Genomic DNA, 14,275 nt, shown 5'->3' on the forward strand with positions numbered 1-14,275 from the left:
AGGATCGTGCGCAGCGCCACCGGTACCGGATGCTTGCGGTACTCGCTGGGAGTGAGCCCATAGGCCTCCCGGAATGCGCGAGTGAAGGCCTCGTGGGAGGAAAAGCCGTGGTCCAGCGCGATCTGCAGCACGCTTTTCTCCGTGTCGCGCAGCTCCTTGAGCGCAAATGCCAGCCTTCGGCAGCGAAGATAATCCCGAAACTGCATACCGGAGATTTCCTTGAATTTTCTGGAAAAATGAAATTCCGAATACCCAAACTCCTGCGCCAGCAGTTTCAAAGTCAGAGATTCATCGTTTTTATTCCGGATGCAATCGTCGATCCGGTCCACGATATGCTGGATCTTTTTCTGCCATTGTTCGCTCATGCTTTATCCCTCCTGCGTTTCTGCTCTCATTATACCCGCCAGCACTGGATTTTGCTTGATCGAACTTGCGTTTTCTGCCACACTGTGCCCAACACGGCAGCCGGTTCGTGTTGTTCCGCCTTTTGCGCAGGACTGGTACAATAAGGCCATCACAACAAAGGAGGCCAATGTGCTATGAATACTGACAAAATTTACGCGGAACAACTGGCAAACGAATACGCACCGAAGAATCACTCCAAGGTGATCGCGCTGCGCAAGCTGGACGCACAGGCAAAGCTGCCCGCAACCGTTTTCACCTATTCCCTGGGCATCTGCACTGCCCTCATCACCGGCGTGGGCATGTGCCTTTCCATGCGGATCATCGGCAGCGGCAGCAACGCAATGTTCGTGCTGGGCGTGCTGATCGGCATCGTCGGGCTGGCCGGAATGGGCCTGAACTACCCGCTTTACAAACACCTGCTGGCCAAGGGCAAGCAGAAATACGCCTTTGAAATCATGGAGCTGGCAAAAGAGATCAGCGAAGCATAAACCAAAACCGGCCGGGCCTTGCCCGCAGACAAAAGGAGATGCAATTTCTTGAACAAGACGGAAAGCAAATATTTCAGCACCGCAGCACGGATGGACGAGGCCTTCCTGGCTTTGCTGGAAAAGAAGGACTTGCCCTATATCACCGTGAAGGAAATCTGCCAGCAGGCCGGGGTCAACCGGTCCACCTTTTATCTGCATTACGAAACCATCGGTGATCTGCTGGCCGAGAGCGTGCAGTATATGACCGAACGTTTTCTGGACCATATGCGCCAGCGCACCGAGCCCTTTGCGGCCAGTGATACGCCTCTTTCCGCCGGGCGGGCCTATTTCATCACACCGGAATACCTGGAGCCCTATCTGAGCTACATTGCGCAGAACAAGCGGCTGTTCCGCACAGCCATGGAGCAATCCGCCGTTCTGCGGCTGGACCAGGTATACCAGCGGATGTTCCGCCATGTGTTCTCCCCCATTCTGGAGCAATTTCAGGTTCCGGAGGAAAATCGGGCGTATCTGATGGCCTTTTACATCCACGGCCTGATGGCCATTGTGGACCAGTGGCTGCAGAATGACTGCGCGGATTCCATCCAGAAGATCAGCGCCATCATGCGGCAGTGCGTTGCCCGGCCCGACATAGCCCTCTGTGAAGGCAGTCTTCCCCCGCACCACCGCTGATGTGGAACACGCCGGCAATGTGGTGATCCGCATGCTCCCTGAGCCCTGACCCTTCTCTTCCCCAACGAAAAAGCTCCCCGGCCGCACAGCCGGGGAGCTTTTTCCTTTTTATATTGTGCCGCTTTACCGGATGGCCCTTCCGATGCCCATTTCCTGCCGCCAGCGAGGCGGCGGGCCGTCGTCGCCCCAGTATTCCTCCAGCGCGGCAATCCGGTCCTTCTCAATTTGAAAAAAAGAGGTCACATGACAGGAGACCGTTTTGTCACGGGAATACACATGCACTGCTGTGATGAGCAAGCTGCCGGTCTGTTCAAGCCGTTCGATCCGGCCGTCCCAGCTGCCGGGGTATTCACAATTGGCCCGGAGAAATTCCTCCACCGTGAACTGCTCATTGGTGTTGAGCCAGCGAATCACCGCATCTTCCCGGAAGAAGGGCCGCATCTCTTGTGCATTTTGCGCCAGCGCGGCGCGCCAGTAGCGCTCCACATCCATGTCCTCTGACTCCCCTTTCCTCAGGCGGCAGGCACATCGCCATTTTCTGGTTCAAAGACCACCAGCCCGCATTCGTAAGGGTGGTCGTAGTACACAGCGCCTTCTTTTTGCGGGTGGCGCAACATTTTGAACACCACCAGGAAATCCCCACCGCCGCCCAGAATCATCACCTCCGCCAGCGAAAACAGCCACAAACTGCCCTGCGCGGTGGCAAGCCCCGCCAGCCCGAACCCCAGAATCAGGGTAGGCATCAAACCGCCCAGCAGGTACTGCCAGCGCTTCAGGCCGTCGTTGCAGGTGCAATAGGGTGTGAGCATCTGCCAGATCACACCGAAGGCGATGGCCTTGAAACCATGGGGCGCCATCAGCCCCCAGGTCAGACCATGAATGGCCTCGTGCAGCACTACCAGCACCAAAAATGCCAGCAGCCAGAGCGCCATCCCGGAAAGAGGGATGTATACCTCTCCTACCGGGTTCAAGGCGAAAAAGAGCACTGCCGCTGCAGCCAGAAAGGGCAGCATGACCACCACTGCCATTACGTTGGCCTGCACCACATCCACCACCAGGTCCACCCTCCGGTAACCCTGCTGCCTCATCTGCCCGCTCAGGCGCTGAAAATCCTCCAAGCGCGCCTGTTCCCTTCGGGAAAGCTTCCGGCCCGGCTGCTGCTCCATTGTTCCATCCTCCTTGCTTCTCTGTGTTTTCTGACGCCATTATAGCACATCTTCTCCGGGGATTCCAATGGCATAACACCGCCCGCATCGGGGCAGGCTAAGGGCAAGGAGGTGACCGCAATGTCACGCAAACAACCCGCTTCATCCCCCAAACCGGGCCGTCGTCAAACCGGCTCCTCTGGCTGCATCGGGCCTTCCCGCAGCGCCCAGAAGGCCCGGGCCGAGGGCGCCTTGCAGCCGGATCTGGCCTACACCGGCCAGCAGGCTGCGCCCGGCCCTGAGGGCTGGGTGGAAAATGCTGCCACGGTGCACAGCAAGCAGAAGAGCAAGGAGCAGTTTCCCCGGGGCTGAAGCTCCGTCCGGCAGCTACTGTTCCCCTGATTTTACCAGTTAGGGCTTGCATTCTTCCCTCTCATCCATTACAATAAGGTCTGATAACACCCAAGGGGGGCTTTTGGCCTCTTCAAATTATGGATGAAGGAAGGATATTTTCCATGGCAGAATTCAAATATGAGATCACTGAACGCATCGCTGTGCTGTCCCAGAGCGCCAACGGCTGGGAGCGCCAGCTGAACATGGTGAGCTGGAACGACCGCGAGCCCAAATACGACATCCGCGACTGGTCCCCGGACGGCACCAAGATGGGCAAGGGCATCAGCCTGAGCCACGACGAGATGGCCATCCTGAAGGGCATTCTGGAAGAGCTGGAGCTGTAATGGGCTACCAGGAGGATTTTTGCAGCCTGCTTTCCAGCCAGGTGCAGCGCCACGGCGTGGACAAGCTGCTGGAATGGCTGGCCGGCACCGACTTCTTCCGCGCACCTGCCTCTACCCGGTTTCACGGGGCCTGCGAGCAGGGCCTGGTGATGCACAGCCTGAATGTGTACAAGGCTTATATGGACCGCTTTTATGAGGAAAGCGTGGACAATCTGGAGAGCGTGACCCTGTGCACCCTGCTCCACGATCTGTGCAAGGCCAACTATTATAAGGCGGGCACCCGCAACGTGAAGAACGAGGCCACCGGCCAGTGGGAAAAGGTTCCCACCTTCAATGTGGAGGACCAGTTCCCCTTCGGCCACGGCGAAAAGAGTGTGTTTCTCATCGAGCGCTTCGTGCGGCTCAAACCTGCCGAGGCGGTGGCCATCCGCTGGCACATGGGCGGCTTTGACGATGCTGCCCGGGGCGGCAGCTGGGCCATCAGCCAGGCCTACGATGCCTATCCGATGGCGGTGAAGCTGCACATGGCGGACCTGACCGCCACCTATCTGATGGAAAAGGGCACCGGCCGCCACTGACCGGTCCGCCTCTTCCCCACAAACAACAAAAAGCATGGAACGGATCTCCGCTCCATGCTTTTTTCTTTCTATCCTTTACTTTTGCAGCAGCTTGTCCAGCAGGTTCAGAAGGTTCTGGCTGCGGGAGGCTGCCTTCGGGGGCTTGGGCGGCTGCTCGGGGCTTTTGGGCGCCTTGGGCGCTGCCGCTCCATGCCGGGGCTTGCCTGCGGAGGCAGGCTGAGGATACCGGGCCGCCTGGCTTTCCAGCCGGTCCAGGCTCTGCTGGGTCTCGCCCAGTGCATCGTAGATGCTGCCGGTGGCCTGCTGCAGCTGCTGGGCTGCCTGGTTGATCTGGGCATCCACCTGGGCCAGCTGCTGGCGCAGCTCCCGGATGCTCTCGGCCACACGGCGGCTGCTGTCGGCCAGGCGGGCCTGCTCGGCGCGGGCGTAGTCCAGCTGACGCTGACGCTCGGCGGCCAGCTGCTGGCGCTGGGCCAGCTTTTTCTCCTCCAGCTCCTGGAAGCGCCGGTCCAGACTGCGACCCCGCTCTTCCACATTTTTCAGCATTTCGGCAGCCTGCTGCTCGCTCTTTTCCCGGAAGCTGGCCTGCTGCTGATCCAGCTGACGGGCACAGGCCTGCTTCTCTGCTTCCACTGCCTGGCGGGCCTGCTCCACCTCCTGCTGGCGGCTGGCCAGCAGCTGCTGCAGATTCTGCAGATCGGCCCGCAGCACTACCGTTTCCTGCTCCTTGGCACAGAGGCGCTTCTGGTAAGTATCGGCATTTTCCCGGGCGCTGAGCAGCTGGCTTGCCAGCCCGCTGGCCCGCTCGGTCTCCTGGGCGGTGAGCTTTTCCTGGGCGGCCAGCTTGTCGCACACCTCCCGGGTCTTGTCCACCAGGAGCTGCTTGTCCTTTTTCAGCTGCTCCACTTCCTCACGCAGCTTGTCCGCCGCCTGCTGCTGCGCCTGCTTTTCCGCCTGGTTCTGGGCGGTGAGCTGTTCAATATAGGCCAGCACATCGGCCTTTTTGAAGCCGCCTACCACCGCTGTTTTGAATTCTCCCGGTTTTTGCTGCTCTGACATGGGGCAGCCCCTCCTCGCTGTTATTTCCGCAAGAAACACCGGCCCCGCGGCACAAAAATGCCGCGGGGCCCGAAACTTCACTGTTTATTTGCGCTTGTTCAAAAGGCCCATGATCTGATCGAAGTAATCCCGGTCATCGTCATCCTCGGTGCTGGAGGAAGCGCCCACACTGCCGGAAACGGTGGAACCGCTCACGCTGGAGGCGCTGGAATCGCTGCTGAACACCGCGGAAGGCATACCGGTGGAGCTGGAAGCCGCCGGACGCTCGGGTACGGGCACATTGCTGCCCACGTTCTCGAAGCCGGTGGCCACCACGGTCACGCGCATCTCGTCGGACATGCTCTCGTCGAACGCGGTACCCCAGATGATGTTTGCATCCGGATGAGCGGACTGGGTGATCAGGCTGGAAGCCTGCTCCACCTCCTCCAGGCCAATGTCCGGAGAAGAGGTGATGTTGATGATGACGCCCCGGGCGCCGGAGATGCTGGTCTCCAGCAGCGGGCTGGAAATGGCCGCCTTGGCCGCGTTCTCCGCCTTGCCCGCACCCTTGGCGCTGCCCACGCCCATGTGGGCGTAGCCGGCATCCTTCATGATGCTGCGCACGTCGGCGAAGTCCAGGTTGATGAAGGCGGGAATGTTGATCAGGCTGGAGATGCTCTCCACGCCCTGACGCAGCACGTTGTCGGCCGCTTCGAAGGCGTTCATCAGGGTGATCTTCTCCTGGCTGATCAGCTTCAGGCGCTCGTTGGGAATCACGATCAGGCTGTCCACGTGCATGAGCAGCGCGGTGATGCCCTGTTCGGCCAGGCTCATCTTGCGGCGGCCCTCAAAGGCGAAGGGCTTGGTCACGATGCCAACGGTCAGGATGCCCAGCTCGTGAGCGACCTCGGCCACCACGGGAGCAGCGCCGGTACCGGTGCCGCCGCCCATGCCGGCGGTGATGAAGGCCATCTGCGCACCCTTCAGCGCGCTGGCGATCTCGTCCTTGCTCTCCTCGGCGGCACGCTGGCCGATCTCAGGATCAGCGCCCGCGCCGCGGCCCTTGGTCAGCTTGGCGCCCAGCTGCACCTTCTGGGTGGCGTGGCTCTTGAGCAGAGCCTGCTGGTCGGTGTTCATGGCGATGAACTCCACGCCCTGAAGACCGGCCTCCACCATGCGGTTCACGGCGTTGCCGCCGCCTCCGCCCACGCCGATTACCTTGATGTTTGTGATATTCTGCATCTCTTCATCGAGAACGAATGCCATTGAAACTTCCCCCTAAAGTATTATTCCGTCTATTGGATCAGGCCGTGCCCCAGCGCAAAGCGTGCCGGGCATACATAGGCCACTATAATCATCAATACAGCTATTAATAGAGTACCAGATAATGCACATAAATTCAAGTGCAAGAATGCGGCCATTTCACAGTTTTTTCCACGGATTCGGGAAGATGCTGTCACTCCCCGACCTCCTGCACCGCCAGCTGCACCTTTGCCCCCAGACTTTGCAGGGTGGCGGGCAGGCCCAGATAGCCCCGGCGCAGGTGTTCCAGGCCGGACACCCGGCTCTCGCCGCTGGCTGCCAGTGCCGCCACCACCAGGGCGGCGGTGCCTCGCAGGTCGCTGCCCTCCACGCTGGTGCCGGTAAGCCGCCGCACCCCGGTGATCTCCACCGCCCGGCCCGCCCGGCAGGCCTGGGCCCCCATGGCCGCAAAGCCGGCGGCACAGGCGAAACGGTTTTCAAACACCGTGTCCTCCACGGCGCTGCGGCCCGCGGCGCACAGCAGGGCCGCGGCCACCACCGGGGCGGCATCGGTACAGAACGCCGGATACACCCCAGTATACACCCGGCCCACCCCTTTCAGGGTTCGGCTGCGCTCCACCAGAAAGGCCCGATCCAGCCGCTGCACTCCGCAGCCCGCCAGCTCCAGCACCGCCAGCACCGGCTCCAGAAATTCCGCCGGGCAGCCCTGGATGCGCACCTGACCGCCCGCGCTGGCCACCGCCGCCGCCAGGGTTGCTGCATAGATCCGATCCGGGATGGGGGTGTAGGCGGTGCCCTGCAACTCCGGCCTGCCCTGCACCCGAATTACCGGGCTGCCCGCCCCCTGCACCGAGGCCCCGCAGGCACACAGATACTCCGCCAGATCCACGATCTCCGGCTCCCGGGCCGCGCCCCGCAGCACCGTTTCGCCCTTGGCCAGCACCGCCGCCATGAGCAGCGTCTCGGTGGCTCCCACGCTGGGCAGCCGCAGGGCATAGTCCACTCCGTGCAGGCCCCGGGGGGCGGTGAGCACCAGCTGGCCGTCCTCCCACTGGGTTTGTGCGCCCATGCGGCTCAGACCCTCCAGATGGATGTCGATGGGCCGTGGCCCCAGCTTGCAGCCGCCGGGCATGGGCATCTGCACCCGGCCGAAGCGGTGCAGCGCCGGAGCCAGATAAAACACCGAGCTGCGCATGGACCGGGCCGGACCGTCCGGCAGAATGCCCCGGCCCTGCGCGCCGTCCGCCCGCAGGCGAACCGCCTGGCCCTGGCGCTGCACCTGCCCGCCCAGGGCGGTGTAAATGGCAAGGCTTTGCTCCACATCCGCCAGAGCCGGCGCCTGCCGCAGCAGCGTTTCGCCCCGGCACAGCATGCTGGCCGCAATCAGCGGCAGAACGCTGTTTTTTGCGGCGGGCACAACTGCCTGCCCGAACAGCGGCCGCCCGCCCGTGATCTTCAGATACTCCCCCACATCAATCGCCCCTTTTTGCTGGATTTTCAATCGTTTAGCCCACTGTATGTGACCGGGGGTTTTGATGTGAAAAAAGCAGAGAAAGTTTTTCTGTCGAGAAAAAGTGGCCGTCTAATATTTTTCCTGCAGGCCCTGCCTGCTCACCGAGAGCACGATTCCCATCTCGCCCAGCAGCATCATCAGACTGGTGCCGCCGGAAGAGAAAAAGGGCAGGCTGATGCCGGTGTTGGGGATGGTGTTGGTGACCACCGCCATGTTCAGCACAGCCTGCATCACCACCTGGACCACAAAGCCCACCGTGAGCAGGGCCCCGAATTTGTCCGGCGCGCGCAGAGCAATCACCGCCCCCCGCAGCAAAAGGAGAACAAACAGCAGAATCACCAGGCAGGCCCCGACGAAACCCAGCTCCTCGCAGAGGATGGAGAAGATAAAATCGTTCTGGGGCTCGGGCACATACAGGTACTTCTGGCGGCTGTTGCCCAGCCCCAGACCGGTGGCTCCCCCGCTGCCGATGGCGTACAGGCTCTGGATGGTCTGGTGTCCATCGCCCAGCGGGTCGGAAAAGGGGTCAATCCAGCTGGACAGCCGGTCCGCCGCGTAGGGCACCAGATCCGGCAGCAAAATCACCGCACCGGCGATGGCCGCCACGCCCAGCCCGCCCGCCAGGGCAAACCAGCGCATGCCGGTGCCGCCCACGAACATGAGCACCGCCCCGATGCCGAACAGCAGCAGAGTGCCGGAAAGGTGGGGCTCCAGCAGCATGAGCACCGCCAGCACCCCCAGAATGGCGGCGAAGGGCAGCACTCCCACCGAAAACCGCTTCATCCGCTGGTGGTTCAGCGAGATGATGTGGCTGAAGGTGAGGATCACGGAAAATTTTGCGATCTCGCTGGGCTGCAGGGTGCCCAGGCCGGGCAGCACGATCCACCGCTTGCAGCCGTTGTATTCCGGCATGAAGAGCACCACCACCAGCAGCACCAGCGAAAGGCCCAGCATGGGCCAGGCCAGCTTGTGATAGATGTGGTAGTCCACCCGGCTGGCCAGATACAACGCGATCAGCCCCACCGCCGCGAACAGCAGCTGCGGCCGGATGTAAGCGAAGGCGTCATTCCGGCGGTAGAGGGCCACCGCATAGCTGGCGCTGTACAGCATCACCAGCCCGAAGGCTACCAGCGTAAGGACCAGCACCAGAAAGGGCAAGTCCATGGGCGGGAGCCGGTAGCCCAGCAGCTCCCGAAAAAAACGTTTGGTCGGCCCGGGATCGGCCTGCTGCCCGCCCCGGTGTTGCCGGATCTGCTCCATGGAGCATTCCTCCTTTTTTCGGCTCGTTTTGTGGCAGTATGGACCGGCGCGCCGTCTGCTATTCCGGCTGCACATCGTCGCCGTCCGGCGGGGTGGTGGGGTCCCGGAATTCCACCGTGACCGCCGTGCCCATGACCGCGCTCTCCCCCGCCGGCAGGCTCTGGCTCACCGCCACCGCCGCCTCACTCTGCACCGCTCCTACCGCCTGCAGGTTCAGCCCTGCCTGCTGCAGGCTGGCCTGCACCTGGGTCAGGCTCTGGCCGTCCGTGGCGGGCACCTGGGTGGCCAGCAGCTCCATGCCCTCCTCGGTATACAGCAGCACCGTGCTGCCCCGGGGCATGGTCTGCTCGGCGGCCGGGTACTGCTCCACCACCGAATCGCCGCTGCCCAGCACCTTGGCCGCAAAGCCGCTTTCCTGCAGCTGAGCCACCGCGTGCTCCGCATTCTTGCCGGTGGTATCCGGCACGGATGCCTCCATCCGCTCCTTCTCCGCCTGGCTGTAATTGCGGGGGGTGTCGTAATATTCCAAAGTGTCCTCGATCACCCGGGCCACCACCGGGCCCGCCAGCGTACCGCCGCTGGTGGTATAGGTATGGGGCTCATCCAGCACAATGAGCACCGCGATGCGCGGGTCCTCGATGGGAGCCACCCCGATGAAGCTGGCCACCCGGGCTTTTTCATCCTCCGAGTCCAGCTTCTGGCTGGTGCCGGATTTGCCGCCCACCGCATAGCCCGCCACATAGGCGTTTCTGCCGCCCCCTTCCAGCACCACGCTCTGCATCAGCTGGCACATGGTGGCGCTGGCCTCCGCGCTGATGACCTGCCGCTTCACGGTGGGTTCGGTCTGCTGCACCACATCCCCCTGCGGGCTCACCACCTGCTCCACCACGTAGGGCTGCATCAGCTTGCCGCCGTTCACGATGGCGCTCACCGCCGTGATGACCTGGATGGGCGTGATCTTGCTGGACTGGCCAAAAGCGCAGCTTGCCAGCTCCACCGGACCCATCCGGTCAGCGGTGTAAAACTCGCTCTTGGCGGGCTCGGCGGGCAGGTCAATGCCGGTGGCCTCCCGCAGGCCAAAGGCCGCGAAGTAATCGCAGAATGTCTCCTTGCCCAGCCGCTGGCCGATCTGGATGAAGCTCTGGTTGCAGCTGTTCTGCAGTGCCTGGGCCAGATTCTGGGGCCCGTGCTGGTTGCGGTTGGCACAGTGAAAGCTCACCCCCGACACCCCGTAGGACTCGCCGCAGAAAAAGCTGTCGCCGGTGGTGACCACGCCCGCGTCCAGTGCGGCGGCAGCGGTGATGAGCTTGAACACTGAGCCCGGCTCGTACAGATCGCTCACCGCCTTGTTCCGCCATTGGGTCTGCTGGGCCAGGGTGAGGGCCTGGGCCCGCGCCTCGCCGGTGAGGGCATCCACCTGAGCGCGCACCGTTTCGTCCTGAATTACCCGGGGCTCGTTGGAGTCGTAGTCCGGCTTTGTGGAGATGGCCAGGATGCGGCCGGTGTCCACCTCCATCACAATACCCACCCCGCGGGCGGAAACGTTATACTCCTTCACCGCCGCAGAGAGGTAGTTTTCCAGATAATGCTGGATGTTCACATCCACCGTAAGCTTCAGGCTGTTGCCCTGCACCGGCTCCACATAGGTGTCGTAGTCGGTGGGCATGTCGTAGCCCCAGGCGTTCTTGGCGCTGAGCACCCGGCCGTCCTGCCCGGTGAGCAGGCTGTTGTATTCCAGTTCCAGCCCGGCCACGCCCTGATTGTCCACGTTGGTGAAGCCCAGCAGGCTGGCGGCAAAATCCCCCTCCGGGTACCAGCGCTTGGTGTCCTGCAAGATGAGGATACCCTGCCAGTCGTTCTCCAGGCAGGCGGCACGCACCGCGTCGGCGGTTTCCTGATTCACCCGGCGCTTGAGCAGCGCGTCGTTGCTTTTGCGCTGGCTCAGCTTTTCCAGCACGTCTGCCTCGTCCAGCTCCAGCAGCTGCGCCAGCGCGGCGGAGGCCTCGGCCACATCCTCGTCCGCCATCTCCCGGGGCACTGCCCGGATGGTCCAGCAGCTGGCGGATACCGCCAGCGGGGTACCGTTTGCGTCCAGGATGTCGCCCCTTGGTGCGGGGACCACACTGTCCCGCAATTGCTGGCCCGCGGCCCGCTGGGCATAAAAATCGTATTCATGGATCTGTAGATACCAAAGCCGCCCCACCAGAGTGGAAAAACACACGGCCACAAAAAAAACGGCCGCCAGCCGGGTGCGAAGCTTCATTCCCCGGTCCTGGGCGGCCTGCGGTGTTTGTTTTTGCAAAAAAATCGCCCCCCTTCGCTCATTTATATGAGCCGAAGGGGGGCTGTGATGTGTTTTTACAGGCGGTTGGCCCGCTGCCTTGCCACCAGAGTGGAGCAAAGGCCGAAGGGAGCCGCCAGAACGCTTAGGAAGATGGCGCCCACCGCGTAGTCCAGCGCGGCGTCCTGTGCGCCGTGCAGACCCCAGGTGATGGTCATCACGAAGAACCAAAGCACGGGAAGCAGCACCACGCCCACGGCCCACAGGCCCGTAATCCGTCTGCCGAGCCGGGTCTGGGTCCAGTCCACCCGTGCACCCTGCATGCCGCACCAGCAAAGGACAATGAGCAGCAGCGTGGCGCTCACATAGCCGCCACGCACCAGCTGGAGCAGGACACCCGCTGCCAGAACCAGCGAGGCCACGCGCCAGCCCTTGCCGGACCGGGGCCTGGAGGCAATCTCCATCGGCTGGTATTCGGGCTGCTGCCGGTAGATGGGCTGCTGCTCCGGCTGCTTTGCCTCCTGCTTCGGCTGTTCCTGCCGCTCCTGCTCGGGCACCGGGGCGGGGCTGTTGCGCCAGGCCCGCTCCTCATGGGTGAGCGGGCGATCCGGCTCGGCCTTCTGCTCCGGCGCGGTCTGGGCCGGGGCGGCGTCCACCGCCGCGAAGTCGAACTGCTGGCCCTCCTCCTGCTCGCCCTGGCCCAACTGGATGATCTTGCCCGCCCGGCGCTGGGCCCGGCTGGCATACTGCTCCACCGCCTGTTGTTCGGCGGCACGGCGGGCGGCACGGGCGGCCTTTGCGGCGGCGCGGCGAGCCTCGGCGCTGTTTTCCCGCGCAGAAACCGCGGGCGCCGCGGGGGCGGCCGGGCTCTCCTGCTCCATCACCGCCATGCTCACGCCCTGACGGGCGGCCCGCATGGCGGCGGTGAAGGCCTTGTGCAGCGCGTCAAAGCCCTCCGGGTCCTCTTCCGGGTGGCAGGTGCGTGTTTTCTGCGCATAGGCGTGCCGGATGGCCGCCTTATCGGTGGTGGGCGCAATGCCCAAAACCTCCCAGATGCTCATAGCGTTTCGTCCTCATCCTCATCCGGATCATCGTCCGGATCGTCAAAGCCGGAAAAATCCAGCCCCTCCAGCGAGAGACCGGCCTCCAGCCGGTCCAGCAGGTCCTTGATGCGGGCCCGGGCCCGCAGGATGCGTCCGTTCTCCTGGCTGGCCAGCGCCTCGCCGAACATCTGCACCGCCTGGCCGATGATCTGGCGCTCCTCGCCCAGAGCCTCCTGCCACAGGCGCTCGCCCTTGGCCAGCAGCAGACGGTTCTCCTGCTGGTCCCGGGGATGGATCTTCAGTCCCTCCAGCTCCTTCAGGCGGCGGCGGGCCTGCTCCTCGGTCAGGCCGCTGCCCTGGCCCACCAGCACGGTGCTGATGGTGCGGCCGGTGGTCAGGCTGGTGGCCTCCACCTCCAGAATGCCGTTGATATCATAGGTAAAGCGCACGTCCGCGCCCTCTTTTCCGGCGGGGGCGGCAGGCACCGGCAGATCCAGCTCGCCCAGCTTCTGGTTCTCGCGGCAGTACATCTCCTCGCCCTGGAACACCTGAATGCGCAGCCGGGTCTGGCCGTCGCTGGTGGTGTAGTACCGCTCCACCTTGCTGGTGGGCAGGGCGCTGTTGCGCTCAATGATGGGGCTCATGAGCAGGTTGTCCTCATCCGCCGGGTTGTACACGCCCACGCCCAGGGTAAAGGGGCAGATATCGGTGAGGACCAGCTCCTTCACCTCGGTGCGGCGCTCCTTCATGGCGGCGTACATGCCCGCGCCCAGGGCCACCACGGTATCCGGGCTGCCGGGATTGGCCAGCTTCTGGCCCAGCAGATGGTTTAAGTACTGGCGCACCACCGGCATCTTGCAGCTGCCGCCCACCGGCACCACCGCCTGCAGCTCGCTGGGGGAAAGGCCGCTGTCCTTCAGGGCCCGCAGCAGCGGAGTGCGCATGCGGCTGAACAGGGTCTGGGCCTGCTGAATGAGCATCTGGCCGGTGAGGGCCATGGAGCCCTTCAGGCCCTCCAGCTCCAGCACCATCATGGCCATGGGGGACTGGGTGAGGGTCTGCTTGCACTGCTCGGCCTGCCGCAGCAGAATGGCCCGCTGGCGGGGCTGCAGCGCCTGGTAGTCGATGCCGTTTTTCTGGCAGTACATGTGGGCGATGGCCGCGTCGAAGTCGTTGCCGCCCAGGGCGTTGTCGCCGCTGACGGCCAGAATGTTCACCACGTTTTCAAAGCAGTCCACCACCGAGACATCCAGCGTACCGCCGCCGAAGTCGTAGACCAGAAAAGCCGCGTCGCCCTTTTCCGGGTCGTAGCAGGCCAGAGCGGCGGCGCTGGGCTCGTTGATGAGCCGGTCCACAGTGAGGCCGGCCAGCTGGCCCGCACGCTTGGTGGCGGCCCGCTGGGCATGGTTGAAGTAGGCGGGCACGCTGACCACCGCTTCGGTGACCGGCTCGCCCAGAAAGGCCTCGGCGTCCTGCTTGAGCTGGCGCAGCACCAGGGCGGACAGCTCCTCCGGACTGTATTCCCGCCCGGCCAGGGTGAACACCCGGTCGGTGCCCATGCTGCGCTTGAACGCGGTGGCGCTGCGCTCCGGGTGGCTGACCAGCCGCTCCCGGGCGGGCGCGCCCACCAGCACGGTGCCGTCCTCATCGATGCTCACCGCACTGGGGGTCAGAGTCTCGCCGTAGGCGTTGGGGATCAGCTGGCTGCGGCCGTCCTTCCAGACGGCGGCCAGGCTGTTGGTGGTTCCAAGGTCGATGCCAAGAATGGCCATAGGTCGTTTTCCTGCCTTCTTTCGATAGAATGGCCGGGGCTGCTTGTTGGCAAAGCCGCCCCGGCTGGGCCGCCCGTCCG

At 63.5% G+C, this 14,275-nt stretch carries 15 protein-coding genes; 5 read left to right on the forward strand and 10 right to left on the reverse strand.

Going from position 1 to position 14,275, the window contains the following annotated elements; genetic code table 11:
• The coding region (locus tag J7G73_RS03080; RefSeq protein WP_291245182.1) for a helix-turn-helix transcriptional regulator at nt 1-365 on the reverse strand (365 nt) is incomplete at its 3' end.
• 174 nt (nt 366-539) lie between these two features.
• Here J7G73_RS03080 and J7G73_RS03085 point away from each other — a divergent pair.
• Nucleotides 540-893 (forward strand): dihydropteridine reductase, encoded by a 354-nt coding sequence (locus tag J7G73_RS03085; protein WP_291245183.1) that lies wholly within the window; start codon nt 540-542, stop codon nt 891-893.
• A 48-nt stretch (nt 894-941) separates the two neighbouring features.
• Nucleotides 942-1,565, forward strand: a complete 624-nt coding sequence (locus tag J7G73_RS03090) for a TetR/AcrR family transcriptional regulator (RefSeq protein WP_291245184.1) — start codon at nt 942-944, stop codon at nt 1,563-1,565.
• Nucleotides 1,566-1,688: 123 nt separating this feature from the next.
• Here J7G73_RS03090 and J7G73_RS03095 read toward each other — a convergent pair whose 3' ends face one another.
• Together J7G73_RS03095 and J7G73_RS03100 are read right to left on the reverse strand one after the other, a co-directional pair.
• On the reverse strand, nt 1,689-2,057 hold the full coding sequence (locus J7G73_RS03095) for a nuclear transport factor 2 family protein (protein ID WP_291245185.1): 369 nt from the start codon (nt 2,055-2,057) through the stop codon (nt 1,689-1,691).
• Between the two features lie 20 nt (nt 2,058-2,077).
• Nucleotides 2,078-2,731: a DUF3267 domain-containing protein gene (locus J7G73_RS03100; RefSeq protein WP_291245186.1), complete on the reverse strand. Its 654-nt coding sequence runs from the start codon at nt 2,729-2,731 to the stop codon at nt 2,078-2,080.
• A 120-nt stretch (nt 2,732-2,851) separates the two neighbouring features.
• On the opposite strand from J7G73_RS03100, the gene J7G73_RS03105 reads away from it, so the two are divergent.
• The 3 genes from J7G73_RS03105 (at nt 2,852) to J7G73_RS03115 (ending at nt 4,025) form a co-directional block, all read left to right on the forward strand.
• Complete coding sequence (locus tag J7G73_RS03105; RefSeq protein WP_291245187.1) at nt 2,852-3,082, forward strand: hypothetical protein; 231 nt, start codon at nt 2,852-2,854, stop codon at nt 3,080-3,082.
• A gap of 143 nt (nt 3,083-3,225) precedes the next feature.
• On the forward strand, nt 3,226-3,447 hold the full coding sequence (locus J7G73_RS03110) for a PC4/YdbC family ssDNA-binding protein (protein ID WP_058967105.1): 222 nt from the start codon (nt 3,226-3,228) through the stop codon (nt 3,445-3,447).
• Entirely contained in the window at nt 3,447-4,025 is a 579-nt protein-coding gene (locus J7G73_RS03115; protein ID WP_291245188.1) for a hydrolase, read from the forward strand. The genes J7G73_RS03110 and J7G73_RS03115 overlap by 1 nt, the downstream gene beginning before the upstream one ends.
• Nucleotides 4,026-4,100: 75 nt before the next feature.
• On the opposite strand, the gene J7G73_RS03120 is transcribed toward J7G73_RS03115, so the two are convergent.
• The 7 genes from J7G73_RS03120 to J7G73_RS03150 form a co-directional block, all read right to left on the reverse strand.
• Entirely contained in the window at nt 4,101-5,084 is a 984-nt protein-coding gene (locus J7G73_RS03120) for a hypothetical protein (protein ID WP_291245189.1), read from the reverse strand.
• A gap of 84 nt (nt 5,085-5,168) precedes the next feature.
• Nucleotides 5,169-6,329, reverse strand: coding sequence for a cell division protein FtsZ (gene ftsZ, locus J7G73_RS03125; protein WP_087295787.1), 1,161 nt, complete (start codon nt 6,327-6,329; stop codon nt 5,169-5,171).
• A 190-nt stretch (nt 6,330-6,519) separates the two neighbouring features.
• Nucleotides 6,520-7,797 (reverse strand): UDP-N-acetylglucosamine 1-carboxyvinyltransferase, encoded by a 1,278-nt coding sequence (locus J7G73_RS03130; protein ID WP_291245190.1) that lies wholly within the window; start codon nt 7,795-7,797, stop codon nt 6,520-6,522.
• A 111-nt stretch (nt 7,798-7,908) separates the two neighbouring features.
• Complete coding sequence (locus J7G73_RS03135) at nt 7,909-9,003, reverse strand: FtsW/RodA/SpoVE family cell cycle protein (RefSeq protein ID WP_291245205.1); 1,095 nt, start codon at nt 9,001-9,003, stop codon at nt 7,909-7,911.
• Nucleotides 9,004-9,157: 154 nt separating this feature from the next.
• The gene (locus J7G73_RS03140) at nt 9,158-11,401 is read right to left on the reverse strand and encodes a penicillin-binding transpeptidase domain-containing protein (RefSeq protein WP_291245191.1); all 2,244 of its coding nucleotides are present in this window, start codon (nt 11,399-11,401) and stop codon (nt 9,158-9,160) included.
• A 56-nt stretch (nt 11,402-11,457) separates the two neighbouring features.
• Complete coding sequence (locus tag J7G73_RS03145; RefSeq protein ID WP_291245192.1) at nt 11,458-12,441, reverse strand: hypothetical protein; 984 nt, start codon at nt 12,439-12,441, stop codon at nt 11,458-11,460.
• The gene (locus tag J7G73_RS03150) at nt 12,438-14,195 is read right to left on the reverse strand and encodes an Hsp70 family protein (protein WP_291245193.1); all 1,758 of its coding nucleotides are present in this window, start codon (nt 14,193-14,195) and stop codon (nt 12,438-12,440) included. The genes J7G73_RS03145 and J7G73_RS03150 overlap by 4 nt, the downstream gene beginning before the upstream one ends.
• Between the last annotated feature and the right edge of the window lie 80 nt (nt 14,196-14,275).

It is taken from the genome of Allofournierella sp. (genome assembly GCF_017889395.1).
Classification (GTDB): domain Bacteria; phylum Bacillota; class Clostridia; order Oscillospirales; family Ruminococcaceae; genus Allofournierella.

Coding starts and splice junctions, on each gene's coding strand:
- J7G73_RS03085 (WP_291245183.1), top strand. CDS start 540: ATGAATACTGACAAAATTTACGCGGAACAACTGGCAAACGAATACGCA.
- J7G73_RS03095 (WP_291245185.1), bottom strand. CDS start 2,057: ATGGATGTGGAGCGCTACTGGCGCGCCGCGCTGGCGCAAAATGCACAA.
- J7G73_RS03100 (WP_291245186.1), bottom strand. CDS start 2,731: ATGGAGCAGCAGCCGGGCCGGAAGCTTTCCCGAAGGGAACAGGCGCGC.
- J7G73_RS03105 (WP_291245187.1), top strand. CDS start 2,852: ATGTCACGCAAACAACCCGCTTCATCCCCCAAACCGGGCCGTCGTCAA.
- J7G73_RS03110 (WP_058967105.1), top strand. CDS start 3,226: ATGGCAGAATTCAAATATGAGATCACTGAACGCATCGCTGTGCTGTCC.
- J7G73_RS03115 (WP_291245188.1), top strand. CDS start 3,447: ATGGGCTACCAGGAGGATTTTTGCAGCCTGCTTTCCAGCCAGGTGCAG.
- J7G73_RS03120 (WP_291245189.1), bottom strand. CDS start 5,084: ATGTCAGAGCAGCAAAAACCGGGAGAATTCAAAACAGCGGTGGTAGGC.
- ftsZ (WP_087295787.1), bottom strand. CDS start 6,329: ATGGCATTCGTTCTCGATGAAGAGATGCAGAATATCACAAACATCAAG.
- J7G73_RS03135 (WP_291245205.1), bottom strand. CDS start 9,003: ATGGACTTGCCCTTTCTGGTGCTGGTCCTTACGCTGGTAGCCTTCGGG.
- J7G73_RS03145 (WP_291245192.1), bottom strand. CDS start 12,441: ATGAGCATCTGGGAGGTTTTGGGCATTGCGCCCACCACCGATAAGGCG.
- J7G73_RS03150 (WP_291245193.1), bottom strand. CDS start 14,195: ATGGCCATTCTTGGCATCGACCTTGGAACCACCAACAGCCTGGCCGCC.